This is a genomic window from Streptomyces sp. TAA486 (assembly GCF_000426165.1).
Map to the genome: position 1 here is coordinate 197,202 of NZ_AUEV01000006.1, position 21,328 is coordinate 218,529.

The following is a 21,328-nucleotide window of genomic DNA, read 5'->3' on the forward strand; positions in this document are numbered from 1 at the left end:
CCCCTCTGACCGCCCCCAAAACTAACGCCTGCTCACAACGGCGTCCGACGAGGGCGCGTGCGTCACCCGTACCGGACCTCTTCCGGCCGGGTGCCCGTCAGCAACTAGCCTCTGACCATGGCACCCTCACCGGCACCGCAGGAATCGGGGACACCGTCGGCGGCGCGAGCCGCCACAGACGTCTGGCTGCCCATTCCGCCCGCGCAGATCGAAGGACTCCCCGACGGCTTCACGTACCGCTTCTGGGACGGCGACGAGGACTTCCCCGCAGACCCGGCCCTCTGCTGCTTCTACGTCGTCCCGTACATGAAGGGGCAGGCCGTTGCCGTGCGCCCGCTGCGGGAGATGCCGGGGCTGCGCGTGGTGCAGACGCTCACGGCGGGGATAGACCATGTCGCCGCCGCCGTGCCGGACCTCCCCACCGGGACGCTGCTGTGCAACGCCCGCGGTGTGCACGACGCATCGACCGCCGAGCTGGCGCTCACGCTGACGCTGGCGGCGCTCCGCCGGGTTCCCACGTTCGTACGGGCGCAGGACGCCGAGGAGTGGAGCCCCGGGGTCTACGACGCGCTCGCCGACAAGTCCGTGCTCATCGTGGGCCACGGAGCGATCGGTTCGGCCGTCGAGGAGCGGCTCGTGCCCTTCGAGGTCGGAGAGGTGACTCGCGTGGCACGCACGGCGCGCGAGGCGCCGCGCGGCCCCGTGCACGCACTCGACAGCCTTCCCGCCCTCCTGCCGCACGCCGACGTGGTGATCCTCTGCACGCCGTTGACGGAGGAGACCCGGGGCCTGGCGGGCGCCGAGTTCCTCTCCCGGATGAAGGACGGCGCGCTGCTGGTCAACGTCGCACGCGGGGGAGTGGTGGACACCAAGTCACTCCTGGCCGAGGTGGAGTCGGGCCGGCTGCGCGCGGCGCTCGACGTCACCGACCCCGAGCCGCTGCCCGCCGGGCACCCGCTCTGGCATGCCCCGGGGGTGCTCATCACGCCACACGTCGGCGGTCCCACGACGGCCTTCCTGCCGCGCGCCAAGCGGCTGTTGCGCGATCAGCTGGGACGGTGGGCGCGGGGCGAGCCGCTGGAGCACACGGTGGCCGTCGCCGAGTGATCCCGGGGCGCCCGGAGTTGTCCCGAGGGCGCCCCAATAGGCCCGGAAAATACGCTCCGGAGGCGTACGAACGCTCGCAGTATCCACAACGTGCCTGGTCGTCACGTTCTGTATCGGCACTATGTCCCTCCGTGACTGTTCTGGTGTATCGTCCAAGAGGGGGCGAACCCGGACACGAGGGGGGCGACGGGCGAATGCGCGGTCAATGGACGAACTGCCGGTGGACGAAGCGTCATACACCACGAACACGCCGCCGTCGGCCGGTCCCGCAACAAGGGCGGAGGGCGGGCGTGCCCGCGTGCCTGTGCCGCGTCCGCGCGGCCCGGAGGTACGAGAAGCCTCCGTTCCACACGGGGACCCGATGACCGCCGGGGGCGCCGCCACGCGCCAGGGCATCGTGCGGGCCCCGGCCGGTGCGCCGGCATTCGCGCCGAGCGCCGGACCGGCGCTCACACCGCACACCGGTGAGCTCTCCGGCGGCGGAAGGCCAGCAGGAACACCGCGTGACGCGGCGACGCCCCGCGAGCCCGGCCCGCCGATGCGTGCGCGGGCGCTGGGTGTGCTGCCCCAGTTCCTGCTCGTCGTCCTCTGCGGCGGCTATGCGATCGGTGCGGCCATCGGCTGGGGATCCGGGCAGGTCTCACTCATCATGGGCGACTTCGGGCTGAGCGCCGCCGGACTGCTCGCCGCCGCCTCGTGCGTGCGGTATGCCCGTGCTCACCGGGACACTCAACTGGGCCCCGCATGGCTGCTGTTCGGCCTCTCGTCGATCATGGCGGCGGCGGGCAACGCGGTGTGGGGATGGTACGAGGTCGTGCTGCACCAGCCGGTGCCCCGTCCCTCGGCCGCCGACTTCTGCTTCCTTCTCTTCGCCCCGTTCGCCATCATCGGCCTGCTCGTGCTGGCCAAGAGGCCCGTCACGCGGGCCGGTTGGGTCTGCCTGGGGCTCGACTCGTGGCTCATCGGCGGTTCGCTGCTCACGATCTCCTGGTCCCTCGCGCTCGTCCACACGGCGTACTGGGAGGGCGACTCGGTGGCGCGTGCCGCGCTCAGTCTCGCCTACCCGCTGCTCGACATCGTGCTGGTGAGCATGGTGCTGGCGCTGCACTTCAGGCGGTCCGCTGCGCACCGTTCGGCGATCAACACGGCCATCGGCGCCCTCGCGCTGACCGTGCTGTGCGATGCGCTGTTCACGTCGCCGCTGCTCCGCGAGCACTACACGTCGGGGCAGTTGCTCGACGCCGGCTGGTTCGCGGGCTCGCTGCTGCTCGCGTACGCGCCGTGGGTCAAGGGCGAGCGGGAGTCCGCTCGGCGCGGCCCGGCCCCGAAGGCTGCCGCTGCCGGGGCAGCCGCACCGGTCGCCGATCGGGAGACCGCCCTGCACGGGGACAGCCCGAGCCGCCCGATCGCGGGCTCGCTGACGGCGCTCACCCCGTACCTGGCCGCCGCCGTCTGCACGCTGGGGATTCTCTACAACGCCGTCGCGGGGCGCGAGATCGACCGCGTTGTGCTCTTCACCGCCTGCACGGTCGTGCTCTCCCTCGTCGTGCGGCAGGGCATCATGCTGCTCGACAACATCAGCCTCACCCAGGAACTGGCCCAGAAGGAGAACCACTTCCGCTCGCTGGTCCAGGGGTCAAGCGACGTCATCATGATCGCTTCGCCCACGGGGATGCTGCGCTACGTCTCCCCCGCGGCGGCAGGCGTCTACGGGCGCGACGGCGACGCCCTCATCGGTTCCGAACTCGCCGCGCTGATCCACCCCGAGGACCTCGCGCGGGTGCTGCACGAGCTGCGCCGCTTCCTGGCGACGCCGCCCGATCAGGAGCCCTCGACGCGGATCGAGTGCCGCTTCCGGCACGGCCGCGGGCACTGGCTCAACGTCGAGTCGACGGTCAACCGCTACCGCAGCGGCCTCATCTTCAACAGCCGCGACGTGACCGAACGAGTGCGTCTTCAGGCGCAGTTGCAGCACAACGCGTCCCACGACCCGCTCACCGACCTGCCCAACCGGGCGCTGTTCACGGAGCGCGTGCGCAAGGCGCTGGTCGGCCGCCGCGGAGGTGACAGTGAGCACGCCGTGCTCTTCATCGACCTCGACGGCTTCAAGGCGGTCAACGACAGCATCGGCCACCAGGGCGGGGACGAGCTGCTCGTGGCGGCCGCCCGCAGGCTCCAGGAGTCGGTCAGGGCGGGCGACACGGCGGCCCGTCTCGGCGGCGACGAGTTCGCGGTGCTCATCCTCGGCGACGGCAACCCCAGCACGCATGCCGATGGCGAACGGGAACTGCGCATCCACGAGATCGCCGACCGTCTGCGGATGACCCTCTCCGAGCCCTACGACGTGGAGGGCCGTGAGGTCTGCGTCGCCGCGTCGATCGGTATCGCCTTCGCGCAGCCCGGCATCACTCCCACCACGCTGATGCGCAATGCGGACCTCGCGATGTACCGGGCCAAGCAGGCGGGCAAGGCGAGGGTCGAGCTGTACACGCCGCGGACGCAGGACGAGGCGGCGGGCACGCAGGCGACCGTCTCGCCCGACGGCACGGACCGTACAACCGTTGCCGTGCGCGAGGGCCAGGGAGCCGACGAGGCACCGAGGACGTCGGCTCCGGTTGCGGTGCCGCAGCGAGGCAGTGAGTTCACGCTGCTGCACCAGCCCGTCGTCGAACTGGCCGGGGGCAGGATCACGGCGGTCACGGCACATCCGCGCAGGCGTTCCGCCCAAGGGGTTCTGTTCACGCCGGCCGAGTTCCTCCGCGCGGGAGGCGGTGACGGAGCCGAGTCCGTCGGCGACGCGAACGGTGCCCATGTGCCGTGTGACCCGGTCCTGGCGGGTGCAGCGGCCGAGACGGGCCACACCCTGCTGGAAGAGGCCGTGAAGCAGACGGTGGCGCGGCACGGCGCGGGCTTCCCGGTGCCCGTATCCGTACGACTGCCCGTGGCATGTCTCACGGAGCCGGCCCGGCGCGGCCTCACGGTCGAGGACGTGCTGGGCCGCCAGGAGCTGCCGCCGGGGTCGCTCATCCTGGAGCTGACGGGCGCCGACGCCCGCGTCCCCCTGGACGAGCTGGAGTCGAGGCTGAGCGCGCTGCGCCGGCTCGGCGCGCTCGTCGCCCTGGACGGGTTCGGCAGCGGCCCGCTGGCGGTATCGGCACTGCGGCGGCTGCCCGTGGACATCGTGAGACTCGAACGCGACCTCGTCGAGGGCGTCGTCGACTCCACGCGGCAACGCAAGATCACCAAGGGGCTGCTGCGCATCGCGGGCGACCTCGGTCTGATGTCGGTCGCCGAGGGCGTCGACCTTCCCGAACAGGCAGCCAAGCTGCGGGAGATGGGCTGCACCCACGGCCAGGGCGCGGTCTTCGCCGGGCCGCTGGACGAGCACCGGTTACGTCACGCTCTGTCCCGGGGCGTACTGCCCCTGCCCGAGGACCGCACGCCCGCGCGCGGGGTTCCCGCGTGCGGGAGCCCGCCGGGCGCGGCGGGCGCGCCGACGGGCAGCAGGAGCGGGCGCACCTCCTCCAGTCGTGGCGGCGGCCGCTCCGTCGTGGTCGCCGGAGCCCTGCCCGTACGGTTGCAGGAGCGGCGGGAGAACATGCCTCCGTGGCTCGTCTCGGGGGACATGCGGGAGGAAGTGGAACCGGTCACACGTCCCCCCGCACCGTGCCCGCATGCTGAGACGCGCGTCCCACCCACTTGACACGGAAAGTGAGCCGGGGGAGGGTCTGTGCCATGCGCACCCGAATTCTCGTACTTGGAAAGCGCGTCGACTGACCGGGTCCTCATTTCCTGACCTGCGACCACAGCGGCGCGCTCCCCTCGCTTGCCTCACGGCACGAGGGGTTTTTTGTTGCATCAGACCCGGAGCGCAAGCTCCGCCTCCGAGCATCAACCGCACAAAACGAGCGTCAACCTCACTCTCGAGAAGAGATCACCGATGACCGAGCAGTCAACCGCGGCCCCGAAACCCCAGCCGCGGGCCCGCACCGTCGGACAGCAGAAGGCCGCGCCGGCCGCGATGACGGGCGCCCAGTCCCTCATTCGTGCTCTCGAGGAGGTCGGCGCCGACACCGTATTCGGCATTCCGGGTGGGGCGATTCTTCCGGCGTACGACCCGATGATGGACTCCGCCCGCGTGCGCCACGTCCTGGTGCGGCACGAGCAGGGCGCTGGGCACGCGGCCACCGGTTACGCCCAGGCCACCGGCAAGGTCGGTGTCTGCATGGCCACCTCGGGCCCCGGCGCGACCAACCTGGTAACCCCCCTCGCCGACGCGCACATGGACTCGGTGCCGCTGGTCGCCATCACCGGTCAGGTCGCTTCGGGTGCGATCGGGACGGACGCCTTCCAGGAAGCGGACATCTGCGGCATTTCGATGCCCGTCACCAAGCACAACTTCCTGGTCACCGATCCGGACGACATCCCGCGCACCATCGCCGAGGCCTTCCACATCGCCTCGACCGGCCGCCCCGGCCCGGTCGTGGTCGACATCGCCAAGGACGCCCTTCAGGGCCGCACGTTCTTCAACTGGCCGCCCACCTGCGACCTGCCCGGCTACCGCCCGGTGACCAAGCCGCACGCGAAGCAGATCCGCGAGGCGGCGAAGCTGATCGCGGAGGCCCGTCGGCCCGTGCTGTACGTGGGCGGCGGCGTCATGAAGGCCCAGGCGACCGGAGAGCTGAAGGTCCTCGCCGAGCTGACCAAGGCCCCGGTGACCACCACGCTGATGGCTCTGGGCTCCTTCCCCGACAGCCACCCGCAGCACCTGGGCATGCCCGGCATGCACGGCAGTGTGGCGGCCGTCACATCGCTGCAGAAGGCGGACCTGATCGTCGCGCTCGGCGCACGCTTCGACGACCGGGTCACCGGCAAGCTCGACTCCTTCGCGCCGCTGGCGAAGATCGTGCACGCCGACATCGACCCCGCCGAGATCGGCAAGAACCGCGCCGCCGACGTGCCGATCGTGGGTGACGCCCGCGAGGTGATCGCCGACCTGGTGGTGGCGGTGCAGGCCGAGCTTGGCGAGGCGCCCGCCGGCAGCGCCGCCGCGGCCGGATACGCGGACTGGTGGAAGCAGCTCGACCGCTGGCGGGAGACGTACCCGCTCGGGTACGACCTGCCCGACGACGGCAGCCTCTCCCCGCAGCAGGTCATCGAGCGCATCGGCGAACTGGCCCCGGACGACACCGTCTACGCGGCAGGGGTCGGCCAGCACCAGATGTGGGCCGCCCACTACATCGGCTACGAGCGGCCCGCGACCTGGCTCAATTCCGGCGGTCTGGGCACCATGGGCTACGCCGTCCCGGCCGCCCTGGGTGCGAAGGTCGGCAGGCCGCAGAGCACCGTGTGGGCGATCGACGGCGACGGCTGCTTCCAGATGACGAACCAGGAGCTGGCCACGGCCGCGCTCAACGGCGTGCCCATCAAGGTCGCGATCATCAACAACGGCGCGCTGGGCATGGTGCGCCAGTGGCAGACGCTCTTCTACAACCAGCGCTACTCCAACACGAAGCTGCACACCGGCTCCGGCGCGGAGGACGTGCAGCAGCCCAACAAGGGCACGCGCTGCCCCGACTTCGTGAAGCTGGCCGAGGCAATGGGCTGCGTCGGCATCCGCTGCGAGGACCCCGACGAGCTGGACTCGGTGATCGAGAAGGCCAACGCCGTCAACGACCGCCCCGTCGTCGTCGACTTCATCGTCCACGAGGACGCGATGGTCTGGCCGATGGTGGCCGCCGGCACGTCCAACGACGAGGTCATGGCGGCGCGTGGCGTCCGTCCCGACTTCGGCGACAGCGAAGAGTGAGCACGGAAGCCCAAGGACTCAAGGAAGCTTGAGAAGAAGGAAAGACAGATGTCCAAGCACACGCTCTCCGTCCTGGTGGAGAACACCCCAGGCATCCTCGCCAGGATCGCCTCGCTGTTCTCCCGCCGCGGCTTCAACATCGACTCGCTCGCCGTCGGCGTGACCGAGCATCCCGAGATCTCCCGCATCACGATCGTCGTGAACGTGGAGGACCTTCCGCTGGAGCAGGTCACCAAGCAGCTCAACAAACTCGTCAACGTTCTCAAGATCGTTGAGCTGGACCCGGCCTCGGCCGTCCAGCGTGAACTCGTTCTGGTGAAGGTCCGTGCGGACAACGAGGCCCGCTCCCAGATCATCGAGATCGTGTCGCTCTTCCGCGCCAAGACCGTGGATGTTTCGCCGGAGGCCGTCACCATCGAAGCCACCGGCAGCAGCGACAAGCTCGACGCCATGCTCAAGATGCTGGAGCCGTACGGCATCAAGGAGCTGGTGCAGTCAGGGACCATCGCCGTCGGGCGCGGCGCCCGCTCCATCACAGACCGGAGCCTGCGCGCGCTTGACCGGTCCGCGTAGGGTGTGCGCCCGCTCAGGGCGCACCCGGCACCGGTCGGTGACCCCTCACCGTGCGAGTCGCCCGGCCGTCGTAGGTTGGGCGGCGCGTCCCCTTCGAAAACCCCTTCAGAACCACCCCGGGGGAGTCCCCGGACCCCGAAAGAGGAGAATTCCCAAGTGGCCGAGCTGTTCTACGACGACGACGCCGACCTGTCCATCATCCAGGGCCGCAAGGTGGCGGTTCTCGGCTTCGGCAGCCAGGGCCACGCCCACGCGCTGTCCCTGCGCGACTCCGGGGTCGACGTGCGGGTGGGCCTGCACGAGGGCTCCAAGTCCCGCGCGAAGGCCGAGGAGCAGGGCCTGAAGGTCACCACGCCCGCGGAGGCCTCCGCCGAGGCCGACGTGATCATGATCCTGGTCCCGGACCCGATCCAGGCCAAGGTCTACCAGGAGTCCGTCGCCCCGAACCTCAAGGACGGCGACGCCATCTTCTTCGGCCACGGACTCAACATCCGCTACGACTTCATCAAGCCCCCGTCCAACATCGACGTGTGCATGGTCGCGCCGAAGGGCCCGGGCCACCTGGTACGCCGCCAGTTCGAGGAGGGCCGGGGCGTTCCCTGCATCGTCGCCGTCGAACAGGACGCGACGGGGCGGGCGTTCCAGCTCGCACTCTCCTACTCCAAGGGGATCGGCGGCACCCGCGCCGGCGTCATCAAGACGACCTTCACCGAGGAGACCGAGACGGACCTCTTCGGCGAGCAGGCCGTGCTGTGCGGCGGTACGTCGGCACTGGTCAAGGCGGGCTTCGAGACGCTGGTCGAGGCCGGTTACCAGCCGGAGATCGCCTACTTCGAGTGCCTCCACGAGCTGAAGCTGATCGTGGACCTCATGTACGAGGGCGGCCTGGAGAAGATGCGCTGGTCGGTCTCCGAGACCGCCGAGTGGGGCGACTACGTCAGCGGTCCGCGCATCATCAACGACCAGGTCAAGGCCGAGATGCGCAAGCTTCTCGACGACATCCAGGACGGCACCTTCGCCAACAAGTGGATGCAGGAGTACAACGCGGGCCTGCCCAAGTACAACGAGTACAAGAAGGCCGCCAACGACCACCTTCTGGAGAGCACGGGCCGCAAGCTGCGCGGGCTGATGAGCTGGGTCGACGAGGAGGCGTAAGCACGCCTCGCCGCGCCCGGCCAGGCAGGCCTGCGCGGCCGTGCGCCTGTCCGGTCCGTACCCCCGCAGTCCGGTGGGGGTACGGACCGGACGCATGTGCCTGGTCGCTCACGGGAGGACTGCATATCGATGGCCCGATCCGCTGTCCGTCACCTCTACCTCGCGCGTCATGGCGAAGCTTCGTCGGATGAGCGCGCGCTGACGGAAAGGGGGCGTCGTCAGGCCGTACTGCTCGGTGAGCGGCTTCGGCGAAGTCCCCTCGCCGTCATCCGTCATGGACCGCTCGCGCGAGCCGCGCAGACAGCGGGGCTGATCCGCGACCAGCTCGACGGCGTGCCCATGGAAGCTTCGGAAGCGGCCGGGGACTACGTTCCACACGTGCCCGAGCGGGACGAACTCCCTCCGGAATCGGCCGGCTTCCTGCTCGGACGGCTGGAGCAGATCCCGGCGGACGAGCGCGAGGCCGGCCCCGAGCAGGCACGGCAGGCGCTCGCGGCGTTCACCGGCCCGGCCGAGGGCGACGAACCCCGCCACGAGCTGGTCGTCACCCACACCTTCCTCATCGGCTGGCTCGTACGGGACGCCCTCGACGCACCGAAGTGGCGCTGGATGGGCCTCAACCACGCCAACGCGGCCCTGACCGTCATCCGGTACGCGCCCGGACGTCCCGCCTCGCTGCTCCACTTCAACGACACGGGCCACCTCCCACCGCAGCTCCGTGGCACGGGCCAGCCGCGTGAGATCGACGTCTGAGGTTCGGGGGCCGGAACGCGGGCCTCAGCGCCCGGGGGCCGGTACCCCGCTGATGAGCTCCACCAGCGCCGCCGGCGCCTTGTCCGGGGAGCCGGCGTCGTACGGCGGCTGCGGGTCGTACTCGATCATCAGCTGTACGGCCTGCGCGTGTTCGTCGCCCGCGATCTTGCCCGCGAGTGTGAGCCCCATGTCGATGCCGGCGGACACTCCGGCGGCTGTGACGTACTTGCCGTCGAACACCACGCGTTCACGCGACGGCTCGGCTCCGAATTCCCTCAGCCGCTCCAGTGTCGTCCAGTGGGACGTGGCCCGCCGACCGTCCAGCAGTCCCGCGGCCGCGAGCAGCAGCGAGCCGGTGCACACGGAGACCGTCCATGTGGAGGTCGCGTCGACCGCCCGCAGCCAGTCGAGCACCGTCTCGTTGCCCAGATCCGGTTCGGGGCCGCCGGGGACGATCACGATGTCCGGCCGGGTGACTTCGGACAGGGACTTCGCGGCCACCAGCGAGAGGCTCCGGTTGTCGTCCAGTACGGGACCTGCCTGTTCGGCGACGAAGACGGTCTCGGCGTCCGGCAGCGGGCCGAGCGTCTGATAGGGGCCCACGGCGTCGAGGACGGTGCAGTTGTCGTAGAGGAGAATCGCGATCTGCATGACTTCCCTTCCGGAGACGGGTTCATCGGTCGGAGTCCCGGGGCGGCCGGAACGTGCGCGAGACCCGGAACGAGCCGTGAGACAGGGCCCGTTCGGGCGTCGGTCAGGTTTCGTCGACGGCGAGTTGTTCGCGGCGTGCACCGCCTGATGGAGGCCGGAAGCGGCGCCGGTATTCGGCGGGTGCCGACCCCAGCACCCTCACGAAGGCCCGGCGCAGCGCCTCCGGAGTGCCGTATCCGCAGGCGCGCGCTATCTCCGCGACGCTGTCGTTGCTCTCCTCCAGCAGCCTGCGGGCCTGTTCCAGGCGTACGCGGTCCACGTAGCGGCCGGGCGTCACGCCGGTCTCGGCGAGAAAGGCTCGGGCGAAGTGCCGCGGCGAGAGGCGGGCGCGTTCGGCGAGTGACGCGACGGAGAGATCGCCGTCCGTGTGCTCACTGATCCACTGCTGGACTTCGCGCAGTGGCTCGCGCTGTGCGGTCTGTGCGGAGAGCTGGGTGCTGAACTGCGCCTGGTTTCCCGGACGGTGGAGGAAGACCACCAGGTGGCGCGCGACGTCGAGTGCGACGTCGCGGCCCAGATCCTCCTCGACGAGGGAGAGCGCGAGGTCGATGCCCGCCGTCACGCCGGCGGACGTCGAGACGTTCCCGTCGCGTATGTAGATGGGGCCCGGGTCGACCTCGGTGTCGGGGTGGAGGCGGGCGAGCGTGTGGCTGTACGCCCAGTGGGTCGTCGCCCGGCGGCCGCGCAGCAGCCCCGCCTCGGCGAGCAGCATCGCGCCGGTGCAGACGGAGACGAGCCGCCGGGCGGACGGCCCGTGTGCGCGGAGCCAGTCGATCAGACGAGGGTCGGGCGCACGGGTGCCCTGACCGCCCGGCACCAGGAGCGTGTCCGGTGCGGGTGCGTCGGTGAGCGCGAGGTCAGGGACGAGGGTGAGGCCGCTGAAGGTGCGGACAGGTCCGCCGTCGAGCGAGGCCGTGCGCAGGCGGTACGCGTCAGGGTCGCCGGCGGACAGGCAGGCGCCCGCGAAGACCTCGAAAGGGCCCGTCACGTCGAGGCTCTGCACGCCGTCGAAGACGACGATCAGCACGTCTCCGCCGCGTCTTCGGGGGTGCCTGGTCATGGACTCGATTCTTCAGGGCGCTCGCGATGTCAGCAATGACAAAGATCCCACCTTTTCTGCCATGGCAGCTGCCATCGAGCTGCCGTACGCGCGTACGAGCGGCACGGCCTTAGTCGCGGTTCGGACGGCCGTGCCTGGGGAGCATGCCTGGGGTGAGGCGGCCTCGGCGCCTTCCCCTGGACCCTGGCGGGTCCGGGGATACCCCTACGACGTCCTCCGGGAGAAGCTCATGACCGTCGCTGGCCGGCCCGCTCCGTCCTGGCAGCCGACCGATGACCGACTCGACGCGCTGGTCGCCGGGTTGAGCCTCGAGGAACGCGTGCGGGTGCTCACCGGTGAGACCAACTGGATGCTGTATCCGCTTCCTTCGGCCGGGCTTCGGGCACTCACCGTCTCGGACGGACCGATCGGTGTGCGCGGCAGGGGGCTCGCGCCCACGACGTCGGCGCAGATGCCCGCGCCCTCTGCTCTCGCCGCCACCTGGGACGAGTCGCTGGCAGGGGAGTTGGGCGCACTGATGGCCGGGGAGGCGCGCGCGAAGAGCGCGGACGTGGTCCTGGCGCCGGTGGTCAACCTTCAGCGGACGCCGCTGGCGGGACGCCATTTCGAGTGCTTCTCGGAGGATCCGCTGCTCAGCGGGCGCATGGCCGTCCCGTACGTCGCCGCGCTCCAGCAGGAGGGCGTGGGTGCGTGCATCAAGCACTTCGTCGCCAACGACTCGGAGACCCAACGCACGCTTTACACCTCGCGGTTGAGTGTCCGCGCGCTGCGCGAGGTGTATCTGGCGCCGTTCGAGCGGGTCGTCAAGGACGCCGGGGTATGGATGGTCATGGCCGCCTACAACGGGCTCGCCTGGGGTGAGGAGGCGCCGGCCACCGAGCACCGGAGGCTGCTGCGCGAACTGCTCAAGGAAGAATGGGAGTTCGACGGCGTCGTGGTCAGCGACTGGCTCGCGACGAAGAGCACCGCCGACTCCGCCCGCAACGGTCTCGACCTGGTGATGCCCGGCCCCGGCGGCCCCTGGGCCGACGGCCTGCTCGACGCCGTGCGCGCCGGTGAGGTGCCCGAGGAGGACATCGACGACAAGGTGCGCCGCATCCTCCGTCTCGCGGCCCGCGTGGGTGCCCTGTCGGATCCCTCGGAGGCGGACGGCCAGGACCCGGACGGCGGCGGCCCGGCCCCGCAGGAGGAGGCCTCCGGTCACCAGCTCGCCACCGCGTCCTTGCTGCGGCGGACCGCCGCCCGCGCCACCGTCGTCCTGCGCAACGAGGACGATCTGCTTCCCCTGCCGCGGGACACCTCCCGGATAGCGCTGATCGGGGCCAACGCCCTCGCCCCGTTCGTCCAGGGCGGCGGCAGCGCGAGCGTCACCCCGCCCTACGTGAGCGCCCCGCTGGACGCCTTGCGAGCGGCGTTCCCGTCGGCCGTGGTCACCGCCCACCGCGGCGGCCGCACGATGCGCCACGCGCCGCTCGCCGACGCGGCCGTCCTGCAGGGCGACGGCGTCGAGCTGAGCGTGCACGACGCCGACGGACGGGAGCTGTCGGCCCTGACCCGTCCCGCGCCCTGGGACGGTGCGCTGCGCGCGCTGCCCGAGGGAGCGGTGTCCGTACGGGCCGAAGCGAGGCTGCGGCTCGACGAGCCCGGCGAGCATCTGCTGGAGATCGCCCCCGTCGGCGCGCACCGCATCGAGATCGACGGGGAGCTGCTCAGCGAGAGCACCCACAGGGTCGCCGAGGAGGTCCTGCTCGACGCCTCCGCCGGACATCCGGAGGGCCGCGTGCGCCGCGTCACCGTGGGAGACCAGGCCCTGGAGGTGACGGTCTCAGCGACGGTGCAGGTCGTCGAGGTCACCGGGTTCGGCCGCTTCGCGCGCCTGGAGCTGCGCCATCTGCCGCCGGAGCCCGGCACGGGCGAGGAGATCGCGGAGGCCGTACGAGCGGCCCGCGAGGCGGACGCAGCGGTCGTGGTCGTGGGCACCAACCCCGAGTCGGAGTCCGAGGGCTGGGACCGTGCCGACCTCGGACTCCCGGGCCGCCAGCACGAGTTGGTGCGCCGCGTCGCCGAGGCAAATCCCCGTACGGTCGTCGTCGTCAACGCGGGCGCGCCGGTTCTGCTGCCCTGGCTCGACGACGTCCCGGCGGTGCTGTGGTGGTGGCTGCCCGGACAAGAGGCGGGGGGCTCCCTCGCCGATGTACTGACCGGCGTGTGCGAACCGTCCGGGCGTCTGCCCTGGACGCTTCCCGCCGACGCGGGCGACGTGCCCGTTCCGGACGGCATCCCCATCGACGGCGTGATCGACTACACCGAGGACCTCGACGTGGGCCACCGTGGCTGGGACCGCCTCGGGCGCCGGCCCGCGCGTGACTTCGGCTACGGGCTGGGCTACTCGGACTGGTCCTACGGCGAGCCGTCCGCCGGGCACTGGCGCGAAGGGCAGCCGGTGGAGGTGACGGTGCCCGTGCGCAACACCGGCCGGCGCCCCTCCCGTGAGGTCGTGCAGGTCTATGTGGAGCCCCCGAGCGGGGAGGGGCATCCGCACCGGCCGCTGCGCTGGCTCGCCGGCTTCACCGTCGTCGCGGCGGGTCCCGGTGAGACCGTACGGGCCACCGTCGCCGTCGAGCCGCGCGCCTTCGAAGTGTGGGACGAGGACACGCACTCCTGGCACACCCCGGCAGGGGAGTACCGCCTCCTGGCGGCGCACTCCAGCCGTGACGTGCGAGGCGAGGCCGCCGTGTCCGCCGGCACGGACGCCCACCCCGGGCACTGAGGACCCGGACCGGCGCCGGGCACTGAGGACCCGGACCGGCAGGGATGCCGGTCCGTGGTCGGTCGTTTACGGGGAGGGGCAGCCCGCACCGCATCCACGTAGCTACACTGCACGGGCAAGCCGAGCGCGCCACAGGCTCACAGCGTCGTGCGTCTGCCCTGCGCCGCCGCCCGCGGGGACGACCCCCTCCACCGACTACGGTCGCCGGGACGCGGCCGTAGTTCCCCGCCGCTGCTCGCAGCGAGGATGACCCTCCCCCTGGGCCTCCGGCCTGGGAGGTACCCCCGAACTGGAGACCACGTGAGCAAGCCCGTAGTACTGATCGCCGAAGAGCTCTCGCCCGCCACCGTCGACGCCCTGGGCCCGGACTTCGAGATCCGGAACTGCAACGGCGCCGACCGGGACGAACTCCTCACCGCCATCGCCGACGTGGACGCGATCCTCGTCCGCTCCGCGACGAAGGTCGACGCCGAGGCGGTGGCGGCCGCACGGAAACTCAAGGTCGTCGCCCGCGCGGGCGTCGGGCTGGACAATGTCGACGTCCCGGCCGCAACCAAGGCCGGCGTGATGGTGGTGAACGCACCCACCTCCAACATCGTCACCGCCGCCGAACTCGCCTGCGGTCTGCTGATCGCCAGTGCCCGCAACATCCCGCAGGCCAACACGGCGCTGAAGAACGGCGAGTGGAAGCGCAGCAAGTACACCGGCGTGGAGCTGAGCGAGAAGACCCTCGGCGTCGTCGGTCTCGGCCGCATCGGCGTGCTCGTGGCGCAACGGATGTCGGCGTTCGGGATGAAGGTCGTCGCCTACGACCCGTTCGTGCAGCCCGCGCGGGCCGCGCAGATGGGCGTCAAGCTGCTCTCCCTGGACGAGCTGCTGGAGGTCTCGGACTTCATCACCGTCCACCTGCCCAAGACGCCCGAGACGCTGGGTCTGATCGGCGACGACGCACTGCACAAGGTCAAGCCGAGCGTCCGCGTCGTCAACGCCGCCCGCGGCGGAATCGTCGACGAGGCGGCGCTGGCCTCCGCGCTCAAGGAGGGCCGCGTCGCCGGTGCGGGTCTGGACGTCTACGCCAGCGAGCCCTGCACCGACTCGCCGCTCTTCGAGTTCGACCAGGTCGTGTGCACGCCGCACCTGGGTGCCTCCACTGGCGAGGCGCAGGAGAAGGCGGGCATCGCGGTCGCCAAGTCGGTGCGTCTGGCGCTGGCGGGCGAGCTCGTTCCCGACGCCGTCAACGTCCAGGGCGGAGTCATCGCCGAGGACGTCCGGCCCGCGCTGCCGCTGGCCGAGGGCCTCGGCCGGATCTTCACCGCGCTCGCGGGAGAGGTCGCCGTGCGGCTGGATGTGGAGGTGTACGGCGAGATCACGCAGCACGATGTGAAGGTGCTCGAACTCTCCGCGCTCAAGGGCGTCTTCGAGGACGTCGTCGACGACACGGTCAGCTACGTCAACGCGCCGCTCTTCGCGCAGGAGCGCGGCGTCGAGGTGCGGCTGACGACCTCCAGCGAGTCCGCGGATCACCGCAACATGGTGACGGTGCGGGGCACCCTCAGCAGCGGCGAGGAGGTCTCGGTCTCCGGCACGCTGACCGGGCCCAAGCACCTGCAGAAGATCGTCGCCGTCGGCGAGCACGACGTGGACCTGCCGCTGGCCGAGCACCTGGCCTTCTTCCGGTACACCGACCGTCCCGGCATGGTCGGCACCGTCGGCCGGATCCTCGGTGAGGCCGGCATCAACATCGCCGGCATGCAGGTCGGCCGCGCCACCGCGGGCGGCGAGGCGCTGGTGGCGCTGACCGTCGACGACAACATCCCGGCTCCCGTACTCGCCGAGATCAAGGGCGAGATCGGGGCGACGTCCGCGCGAAGCGTCGATCTCTCCGACTGACCCGGGAGCGGGACAGCACACCGGGGCGCGCCCGGGCCGTGAGGACACGGCCCGGGCGCACGCCTGTTCAGGGGGCTGCGGGACGGACCGTACACAACCGAAAGGCAGGGCACAGGACATGACTGGGGCTACACCCAGGGCCGAGGGTGGGGGTCCCCCCAGGCCCGCCAGGGCCGAGGGGGCCGAACGGACCGAGCCCCCACTGACCGGGGGAGAGCGCGAGACCCTGCGGGCCTTCCTCGAATTCCACCGCGAGACCCTTGCCATGAAATGCGCGGGGCTGAGCGACGAACAGCTGCGGCTCGCCTCGTCACCGCCGTCAACTCTCTCGCTGCTCGGCCTGGTGCGGCACATGGCGGAGGTCGAACGCGCCTGGTTCCGGCGGGCCATGAACGGCGAGGACATCCCGCTGGTGTGGTCCGACGACGGCGACTTCCAGGTGGCCTACGACGCCAGCCGGTCCACATGGGCCGATGCGTTCGACGCCTGGCAGGCGGAGGTCGGGCACGCGCGCCGCATCGAGAAGGAGGCGGAGTCCCTGGACGTCACCGGCTACCAGGCCCGTTGGGGCAAGGAGGTCTCGCTGCGGCTGGTGATGCTGCACCTCATCCACGAATACGCACGCCACAACGGGCATGCCGACTTCCTCCGCGAGGCCATCGACGGCACCACGGGAGCCTGACCGGTACCACGGGAGCCTGATCCGGTCGTCAGCCGGGGGTGAGCGTCCACACATACGGCGTCACGGTCGTCACGGCGCGGAAGCCCAGCCGGCGCAGGATCGGCAGAGTGTCGTCCGAGGCGTCGACCTGCAGATACGGCACGCGGCGCGCGGCCGCGATCCGGGCGCGCTCGGTGACAAGCGCCCGGTAGACGCCCCGCCCGGGCGGACCGGGGTGGCTCGCCGCCGGCGTGTGGGAGATCAACCGTGCTTGCGTGCCGTCAGGGCCATGACGATCGGGGTGGGGGCGCCGTGCTCGGCGAACCGTTCGAGTGCCAGTCCCGCGTCGAGGAAGGCGTGGAGGAGACCCGGCAGCGGAAGGTGTGTGGCCCCGACCTTGTCGCGTACGCCCTGGTCGGTCCAGGAAGCCTTCGTCCAGGCGCCGTCGAGATAGCCAGGGCGGACCACGATCGCCTCGGGGTCCGCGCGGTCGGCGAACGCCCCGCAGAAGCAGGGGTGGACGCCGATGTGCACGAACAGTCCACCGGGCCGGAGGACGCGAGTTGCTTCGCGCAGCACCGCCGGATAGTGCGGCATGTCCGTGTGCACCATGACGGCGACGGCGGCCGGGACGGAGTTGTCGCGGACCGGCAGCCTCGCGGCGTCCGCCTGCGCGACCGGCAGCCGGTTGCGGGCGTGGTCGAGCATCCCTCGCGACAGGTCCACGCCGATCGGCGCCCAGCCCAGGTCGCGGAGTGCGGCAGCGTGGACACCCGTGCCGCAGCCGATCTCCAGGCACGTACCGCTGCCCGTCCCGAGAAGGTCCCCGAGCAGGCGGCTCAGGCTGCGGGGGTTTCCGTCCGAGGTCTCGGCATCCTGCCCGCCCAGGAAATCCTGCTCGTACCATTCGGCGATCTGGTCATATGCCGCTGCTGACATGACTTCCCCCCTCCGTTCCTCCGCCGCGCGACCCCTTGGCGACCGGCTCCCCGGGGCCCGCAGCTGTCGTTGCTTCATCACCTGCCCACGCGTCGGCCTCCGGCTCCGATTTCCTCCCCCGGCGGAACCGGTTTCTCTGAGCGCTGGCCGCTCCAACGCGATCCGACCAGGCCCGAGGCGTCGGGAAGTCAACTACTCGCGGATCAGGACACCTTGGCGCGGAACTCCACGCATCCGCCGTCCGACTCCATGAAGGAACGAGAGTTTCCCGGCGTCTTGGAGGGATGATCAACATGACGGGTGTGAACGGTCTGGAGCCGGTGGTCGCACTCTGCGGTCAATGCAACTGCGGTTGTCCGCAGTTGTTCGTGGATTCTTCTGCTCCCGTCGAGCGCCGGGTGCTGCTCACCGACGACTTCGGGCAGCAGGTGCAGATGAGCGCCGACCAGTTCTCCTCGCTTGTCGAGGAGGCGAAGGCCGGCCGCCTGGACGGGCTCGGCATGAGTTAGCGCGTGCTCGCGTGGCCTACCTCGTCACCGGCCCCGCATCCGCAGTGAAGCCCGGGTCGTCGATCCGGCAACGAGGCTCCTTGTTCGGCGGGCTCAGGCTCGCCGAACGGGGAGAGACGCGCGTGCTGTCCGGGGCGCCGCTCGTCGACGTGGCCGGACCGCCAGGACTCGCTCGAAAGTGGCCACGTGAGGTGCTTCACACAGCCATGTGTGGAGCGGACGGGAACCCCCTCGTCCCTCGGTCCGACTACCTCCCTGCACCCCGCCCTTCGGGGACCGATGGCAGCAGGGAGAGGACACCATGGTGACCAGCACGGCCACATCGCCGCAGGTGGAGGAGCTGCCTTCCGATGCCCCGGCAACCGGACCCACCGGTACGCGGGCGGGGTTGCGAGCGCTGCTGCTGCGCCTGCACTTCTACGCCGGTGTCTTCATCGCTCCGTTCCTGCTCGTCGCGGCTGTCACCGGTCTCCTCTACACGGCGACTCCGCAGCTGGAGAGGACGCTCTACCAGCACGAGTTGAAGGTGACCCCGCGAGGTGAACCGGATCGGCTGGCGGCTCAGGTGGCAGCCGCGAAGAAGGCCGTGCCGGACGGCACCCTCGTTTCGGTCACGACAGGGCCGGATCCCGAGGACAGCACCCGGGTCGTCTTCGAGGAGCCCGGGCTGAAGGAGGGGTACACGCGGACTGCCTTCGTCGATCCCTACGACCACTCGGTGCTCGGCACGCTGGAGACCTTCGGGCAGTGGCTCCCGGTCCGCGCCTGGTTCGACGATCTGCACCGCAATCTCCACCTGGGCGAGTTCGGCCGGAACTACAGCGAGATCGCGGCGAGTTGGCTGTGGGTCGAGGTCGGTGGCGGGCTGGTGCTGTGGATCGGGATGCGCCGTTCACGCCGGAGGCTGCGCCGCACCCTGCTGCCGGAGCAGTCGGCACCTGCCGGGCGGCGGCGGGTGAGGTCCTGGCACGGCGCGGTCGGGCTGTGGGCGGCCGCCGGCCTGCTGGGTCTGGCTGCGACGGGTCTGACCTGGTCCGCGTACGCGGGGGCCAACATCACGCAGCTGCGGGAGCAGTTGAACAGCCCCACGCCGGAGGTCGCGGCCACCGCTCCGCACGCTGAGGACCCCGGGAAGGCGGACGGCCGGGACATCGGCTTCGACGGTGCTGTCAGTGCGGCGCGGGAGGCAGGACTCGGCGGCGTTCTGGACATCACGCCCCCTGCTGACAGCGGCAGCGGATATGTCGTGAAGGAGAACACGCGCTCCTGGCCCGAACGGCAGGACTCCGTCGCGGTCGCGCCGGACTCCGGCGAGATCACCGCGACCCTCCGCTTCGACGGCTACCCCCTGCTGGCGAAGCTGTCCCGCTGGGGCGTCGACGCACACATGGGCCTGCTGTTCGGCCTGATCAACCAGATCGTGCTGGCGCTGCTGGCCCTCGCGCTGATCGCGATGATCCTCTGGGGATACCGGATGTGGTGGCTGCGAAGGCCGACGCGAGGATCCGGCAGCGGACGGCTGCAACGGCCCGGACGGGCTCCCGCGCGAGGGGCCTGGCGCCGCATCCCCGGTCGGGTACTGGCTCCGGCCGCCGTCGTGACGGCGCTGGCTGCCTACTGGCTCCCGTGGTTCGGCATCCCCCTTCTGCTGTTCATGGTCCTGGATCTGCTGGCGGGCAGGGTGCGCCGGAACCGTCAGCCGAAGGAGGTGGGCGTGTGATCGCCGCGCCCGGCCTGCGCTGGATACTCACCGCCGCACTGGCGCTGCTGGCGCTCTACGCACTGTGGCGGGCTGTCCGGTCTCCTCGGCCCGCCGCCGGTCTCTCGCACCTGCTGCACGCCACCATGGCGGTGGCCATGGCCGTGATGTGCTGGCCGTCGGGCATGGACGTACCAGCCATCCCACAGGTGGTCTTCTTCGGCGCCGCGGCGCTCTGGTACCCGGTGGCGGCCGCCGCAGCGGGGCAGAAGAGCACCGGCCCCTCCCGTTCTCAGAAGGTTCTTGCCGCGTTGCCGCACACCGCGGTCATGGCAGGGATGGCCTGGATGCTCCACGCGATGAACAACTCGATGGGCGGTGCCCACCAGGCATCCGGTGCCATGGGGCACGGAGCGGCGGGTGGCCATCACGCCGCGGCGCCGACCGAATTGGCAGCGATGTCGTTGCGCGGCCCGACCCAGCAGACCGTGGCCTGGATCCTGGCCGCAGCCTTCCTGGCCCTTGCCCTGTGGTGGCTGGCCCGGGGGTTCGACGCGGCACGCACGACAGCGCCCGGCCCGGAAGGTCCGGCACAGGTCGGCGGGGCGCAGCAAGTACCCGGGGATCTTCTGTGCCACGGCACGATGGCGCTGCTGATGGCCGTCATGTTCGTACTCCTCGGCTGACGTGGCGGGGCGGGATGTGAGGGGTCCCGGCCCCGCCACGTCGTCACGCATCGGGCTCACAGTTCCTGTCCGGAAGTGAGCGGTTTTCGGCCTCCCGTTCTCGGCCCGCTGACCAGGTGCGACGATGAGCGGACCATGCAAGCGGGAAGCGTCCTCAGAGTGCTGCGCGCCGGAGTGTTCGCGGCTGTCTGCGTGATGTTTGCGGCTTTGGGGCATGCGATGACGTCCGGCCAGGCGGTGCCCGGCTGGATGCTCGCCGTCGGCTGGGCCGGTACCGCAGGCGTCGCCTGGTTCCTGACCGGTCGGGAGCGCGGTCCGCTGCTGGTCGGCGCTCTGACGGTTGTCACGCAGATCTTCCTGCACCAGGCGTTCTCGCTGGGCCAGGCCATGACGCCTCCGGCAGCCGCTCCGTCCGGCGCCGGCCACGGTGCCGATCATCCGGCCGGACATGCCGCATCCCACGGAACGGGCGGGTCGATGTCCGGTCACGCTCACGGCACGCAGATGCATCAGGGGATGACGGGACATGCGCCGGCGGGAGCCGAAGGGTCCGGGGCGGACGCCTCGGGCGCGCTCCACGGCGGACATGCCGACTCCGCGGGAATGCTCGCCGCCCACCTCCTTGTGGCGCTGCTCAGCGCCTGGTGGATGTGGGGCGGCGAACGGGCCGTCTTCCGGCTTCTGCGGGCGGCGTCCGCGAGGCTGTTCGCGCCGCTCGTCCTCGCTCCCGCTCCGTCCCTGCCGGCCCTCCTTCCCATACTGCGTCCCGAGCGGTGGGGACACGAGCGTGCGCCGCTGCAACTGTTCCTGAGCCACGTCATCTGGCTGAGAGGTCCGCCGGCTGGCCTGGCTGTCTGACGACAGCACGGCCGAAAGCCCCTGCCGGCGCCCCCCAAGTGGGTACCGGCGCACCGGGACCGTTCACCGGCTCGCCGCACGCCGGCAGCCGGATCACTCGAAGGACCTCAGATGATGACCCCTGCGCGTACGCGGGCGCCCGGACAAC

16 protein-coding genes and 1 pseudogene are annotated in these 21,328 nt (G+C 70.9%); 13 read left to right on the top strand and 4 right to left on the bottom strand.

All coding sequences use genetic code 11. From position 1 onward, the window contains the following. Window positions 1–117: 117 nt before the first annotated feature. The 6 genes from I004_RS0109725 to I004_RS0109750 all read left to right on the top strand — a co-directional run bounded on the left by I004_RS0109725 (window position 118) and on the right by I004_RS0109750 (window position 9,397). On the top strand, window positions 118–1,107 hold the full coding sequence (locus I004_RS0109725; RefSeq protein WP_051344887.1) for a 2-hydroxyacid dehydrogenase: 990 nt from the start codon (window positions 118–120) through the stop codon (window positions 1,105–1,107). A 538-nt stretch (window positions 1,108–1,645) separates the two neighbouring features. Further along, complete coding sequence (locus I004_RS33185) at window positions 1,646–4,810, top strand: diguanylate cyclase domain-containing protein (protein WP_051344916.1); 3,165 nt, start codon at window positions 1,646–1,648, stop codon at window positions 4,808–4,810. Between the two features lie 237 nt (window positions 4,811–5,047). Further along, window positions 5,048–6,916 carry an acetolactate synthase large subunit gene (locus tag I004_RS0109735; protein ID WP_028435324.1) on the top strand — a complete coding sequence of 623 codons (1,869 nt, stop codon included), beginning with the start codon at window positions 5,048–5,050 and terminating at the stop codon, window positions 6,914–6,916. A 48-nt stretch (window positions 6,917–6,964) separates the two neighbouring features. After that, the gene (gene ilvN, locus I004_RS0109740; protein WP_028435325.1) at window positions 6,965–7,489 is read left to right on the top strand and encodes an acetolactate synthase small subunit; all 525 of its coding nucleotides are present in this window, start codon (window positions 6,965–6,967) and stop codon (window positions 7,487–7,489) included. 156 nt (window positions 7,490–7,645) lie between these two features. After that, a complete protein-coding gene (ilvC, locus tag I004_RS0109745; RefSeq protein WP_028435326.1) occupies window positions 7,646–8,644 on the top strand; it encodes a ketol-acid reductoisomerase in 999 nt (332 codons plus the stop codon). 129 nt (window positions 8,645–8,773) lie between these two features. Further along, a complete protein-coding gene (locus I004_RS0109750) occupies window positions 8,774–9,397 on the top strand; it encodes a histidine phosphatase family protein (RefSeq protein ID WP_028435327.1) in 624 nt (207 codons plus the stop codon). Between the two features lie 24 nt (window positions 9,398–9,421). Here I004_RS0109750 and I004_RS0109755 read toward each other — a convergent pair whose 3' ends face one another. Both I004_RS0109755 and I004_RS0109760 read right to left on the bottom strand, forming a co-directional pair. Beyond that, window positions 9,422–10,048 carry a DJ-1/PfpI family protein gene (locus I004_RS0109755; protein WP_028435328.1) on the bottom strand — a complete coding sequence of 209 codons (627 nt, stop codon included), beginning with the start codon at window positions 10,046–10,048 and terminating at the stop codon, window positions 9,422–9,424. Window positions 10,049–10,151: 103 nt separating this feature from the next. Continuing rightward, complete coding sequence (locus tag I004_RS0109760) at window positions 10,152–11,168, bottom strand: GlxA family transcriptional regulator (protein ID WP_028435329.1); 1,017 nt, start codon at window positions 11,166–11,168, stop codon at window positions 10,152–10,154. A 229-nt stretch (window positions 11,169–11,397) separates the two neighbouring features. Between I004_RS0109760 and I004_RS33190 the strand changes: the two genes are divergently transcribed. From I004_RS33190 to I004_RS0109775, 3 genes are all read left to right on the top strand, one after another. Beyond that, window positions 11,398–13,938: a glycoside hydrolase family 3 C-terminal domain-containing protein gene (locus I004_RS33190; RefSeq protein WP_051344888.1), complete on the top strand. Its 2,541-nt coding sequence runs from the start codon at window positions 11,398–11,400 to the stop codon at window positions 13,936–13,938. A 246-nt stretch (window positions 13,939–14,184) separates the two neighbouring features. Beyond that, complete coding sequence (serA, locus tag I004_RS0109770) at window positions 14,185–15,828, top strand: phosphoglycerate dehydrogenase (RefSeq protein WP_051344889.1); 1,644 nt, start codon at window positions 14,185–14,187, stop codon at window positions 15,826–15,828. A gap of 118 nt (window positions 15,829–15,946) precedes the next feature. Beyond that, window positions 15,947–16,510: a DinB family protein gene (locus I004_RS0109775; protein ID WP_078510978.1), complete on the top strand. Its 564-nt coding sequence runs from the start codon at window positions 15,947–15,949 to the stop codon at window positions 16,508–16,510. A gap of 28 nt (window positions 16,511–16,538) precedes the next feature. Here the strand turns inward: I004_RS0109775 and I004_RS0109780 are convergent. Together I004_RS0109780 and I004_RS0109785 are read right to left on the bottom strand one after the other, a co-directional pair. Next, window positions 16,539–16,712: pseudogene (locus I004_RS0109780) on the bottom strand (GNAT family N-acetyltransferase); the annotation flags it as partial. A gap of 38 nt (window positions 16,713–16,750) precedes the next feature. After that, entirely contained in the window at window positions 16,751–17,428 is a 678-nt protein-coding gene (locus I004_RS0109785) for a class I SAM-dependent methyltransferase (protein ID WP_028435333.1), read from the bottom strand. A 293-nt stretch (window positions 17,429–17,721) separates the two neighbouring features. On the opposite strand from I004_RS0109785, the gene I004_RS0109790 reads away from it, so the two are divergent. The 4 genes from I004_RS0109790 (at window position 17,722) to I004_RS0109805 (ending at window position 21,180) form a co-directional block, all read left to right on the top strand. Beyond that, entirely contained in the window at window positions 17,722–17,937 is a 216-nt protein-coding gene (locus I004_RS0109790; protein WP_028435334.1) for a hypothetical protein, read from the top strand. Between the two features lie 301 nt (window positions 17,938–18,238). Next, complete coding sequence (locus tag I004_RS0109795; RefSeq protein ID WP_028435335.1) at window positions 18,239–19,657, top strand: PepSY-associated TM helix domain-containing protein; 1,419 nt, start codon at window positions 18,239–18,241, stop codon at window positions 19,655–19,657. Further along, on the top strand, window positions 19,654–20,322 hold the full coding sequence (locus I004_RS0109800) for a DUF5134 domain-containing protein (RefSeq protein WP_028435336.1): 669 nt from the start codon (window positions 19,654–19,656) through the stop codon (window positions 20,320–20,322). The genes I004_RS0109795 and I004_RS0109800 overlap by 4 nt, the downstream gene beginning before the upstream one ends. A gap of 219 nt (window positions 20,323–20,541) precedes the next feature. Then, window positions 20,542–21,180, top strand: coding sequence for a hypothetical protein (locus I004_RS0109805; RefSeq protein ID WP_051344890.1), 639 nt, complete (start codon window positions 20,542–20,544; stop codon window positions 21,178–21,180). Window positions 21,181–21,328 lie beyond the last annotated feature (148 nt).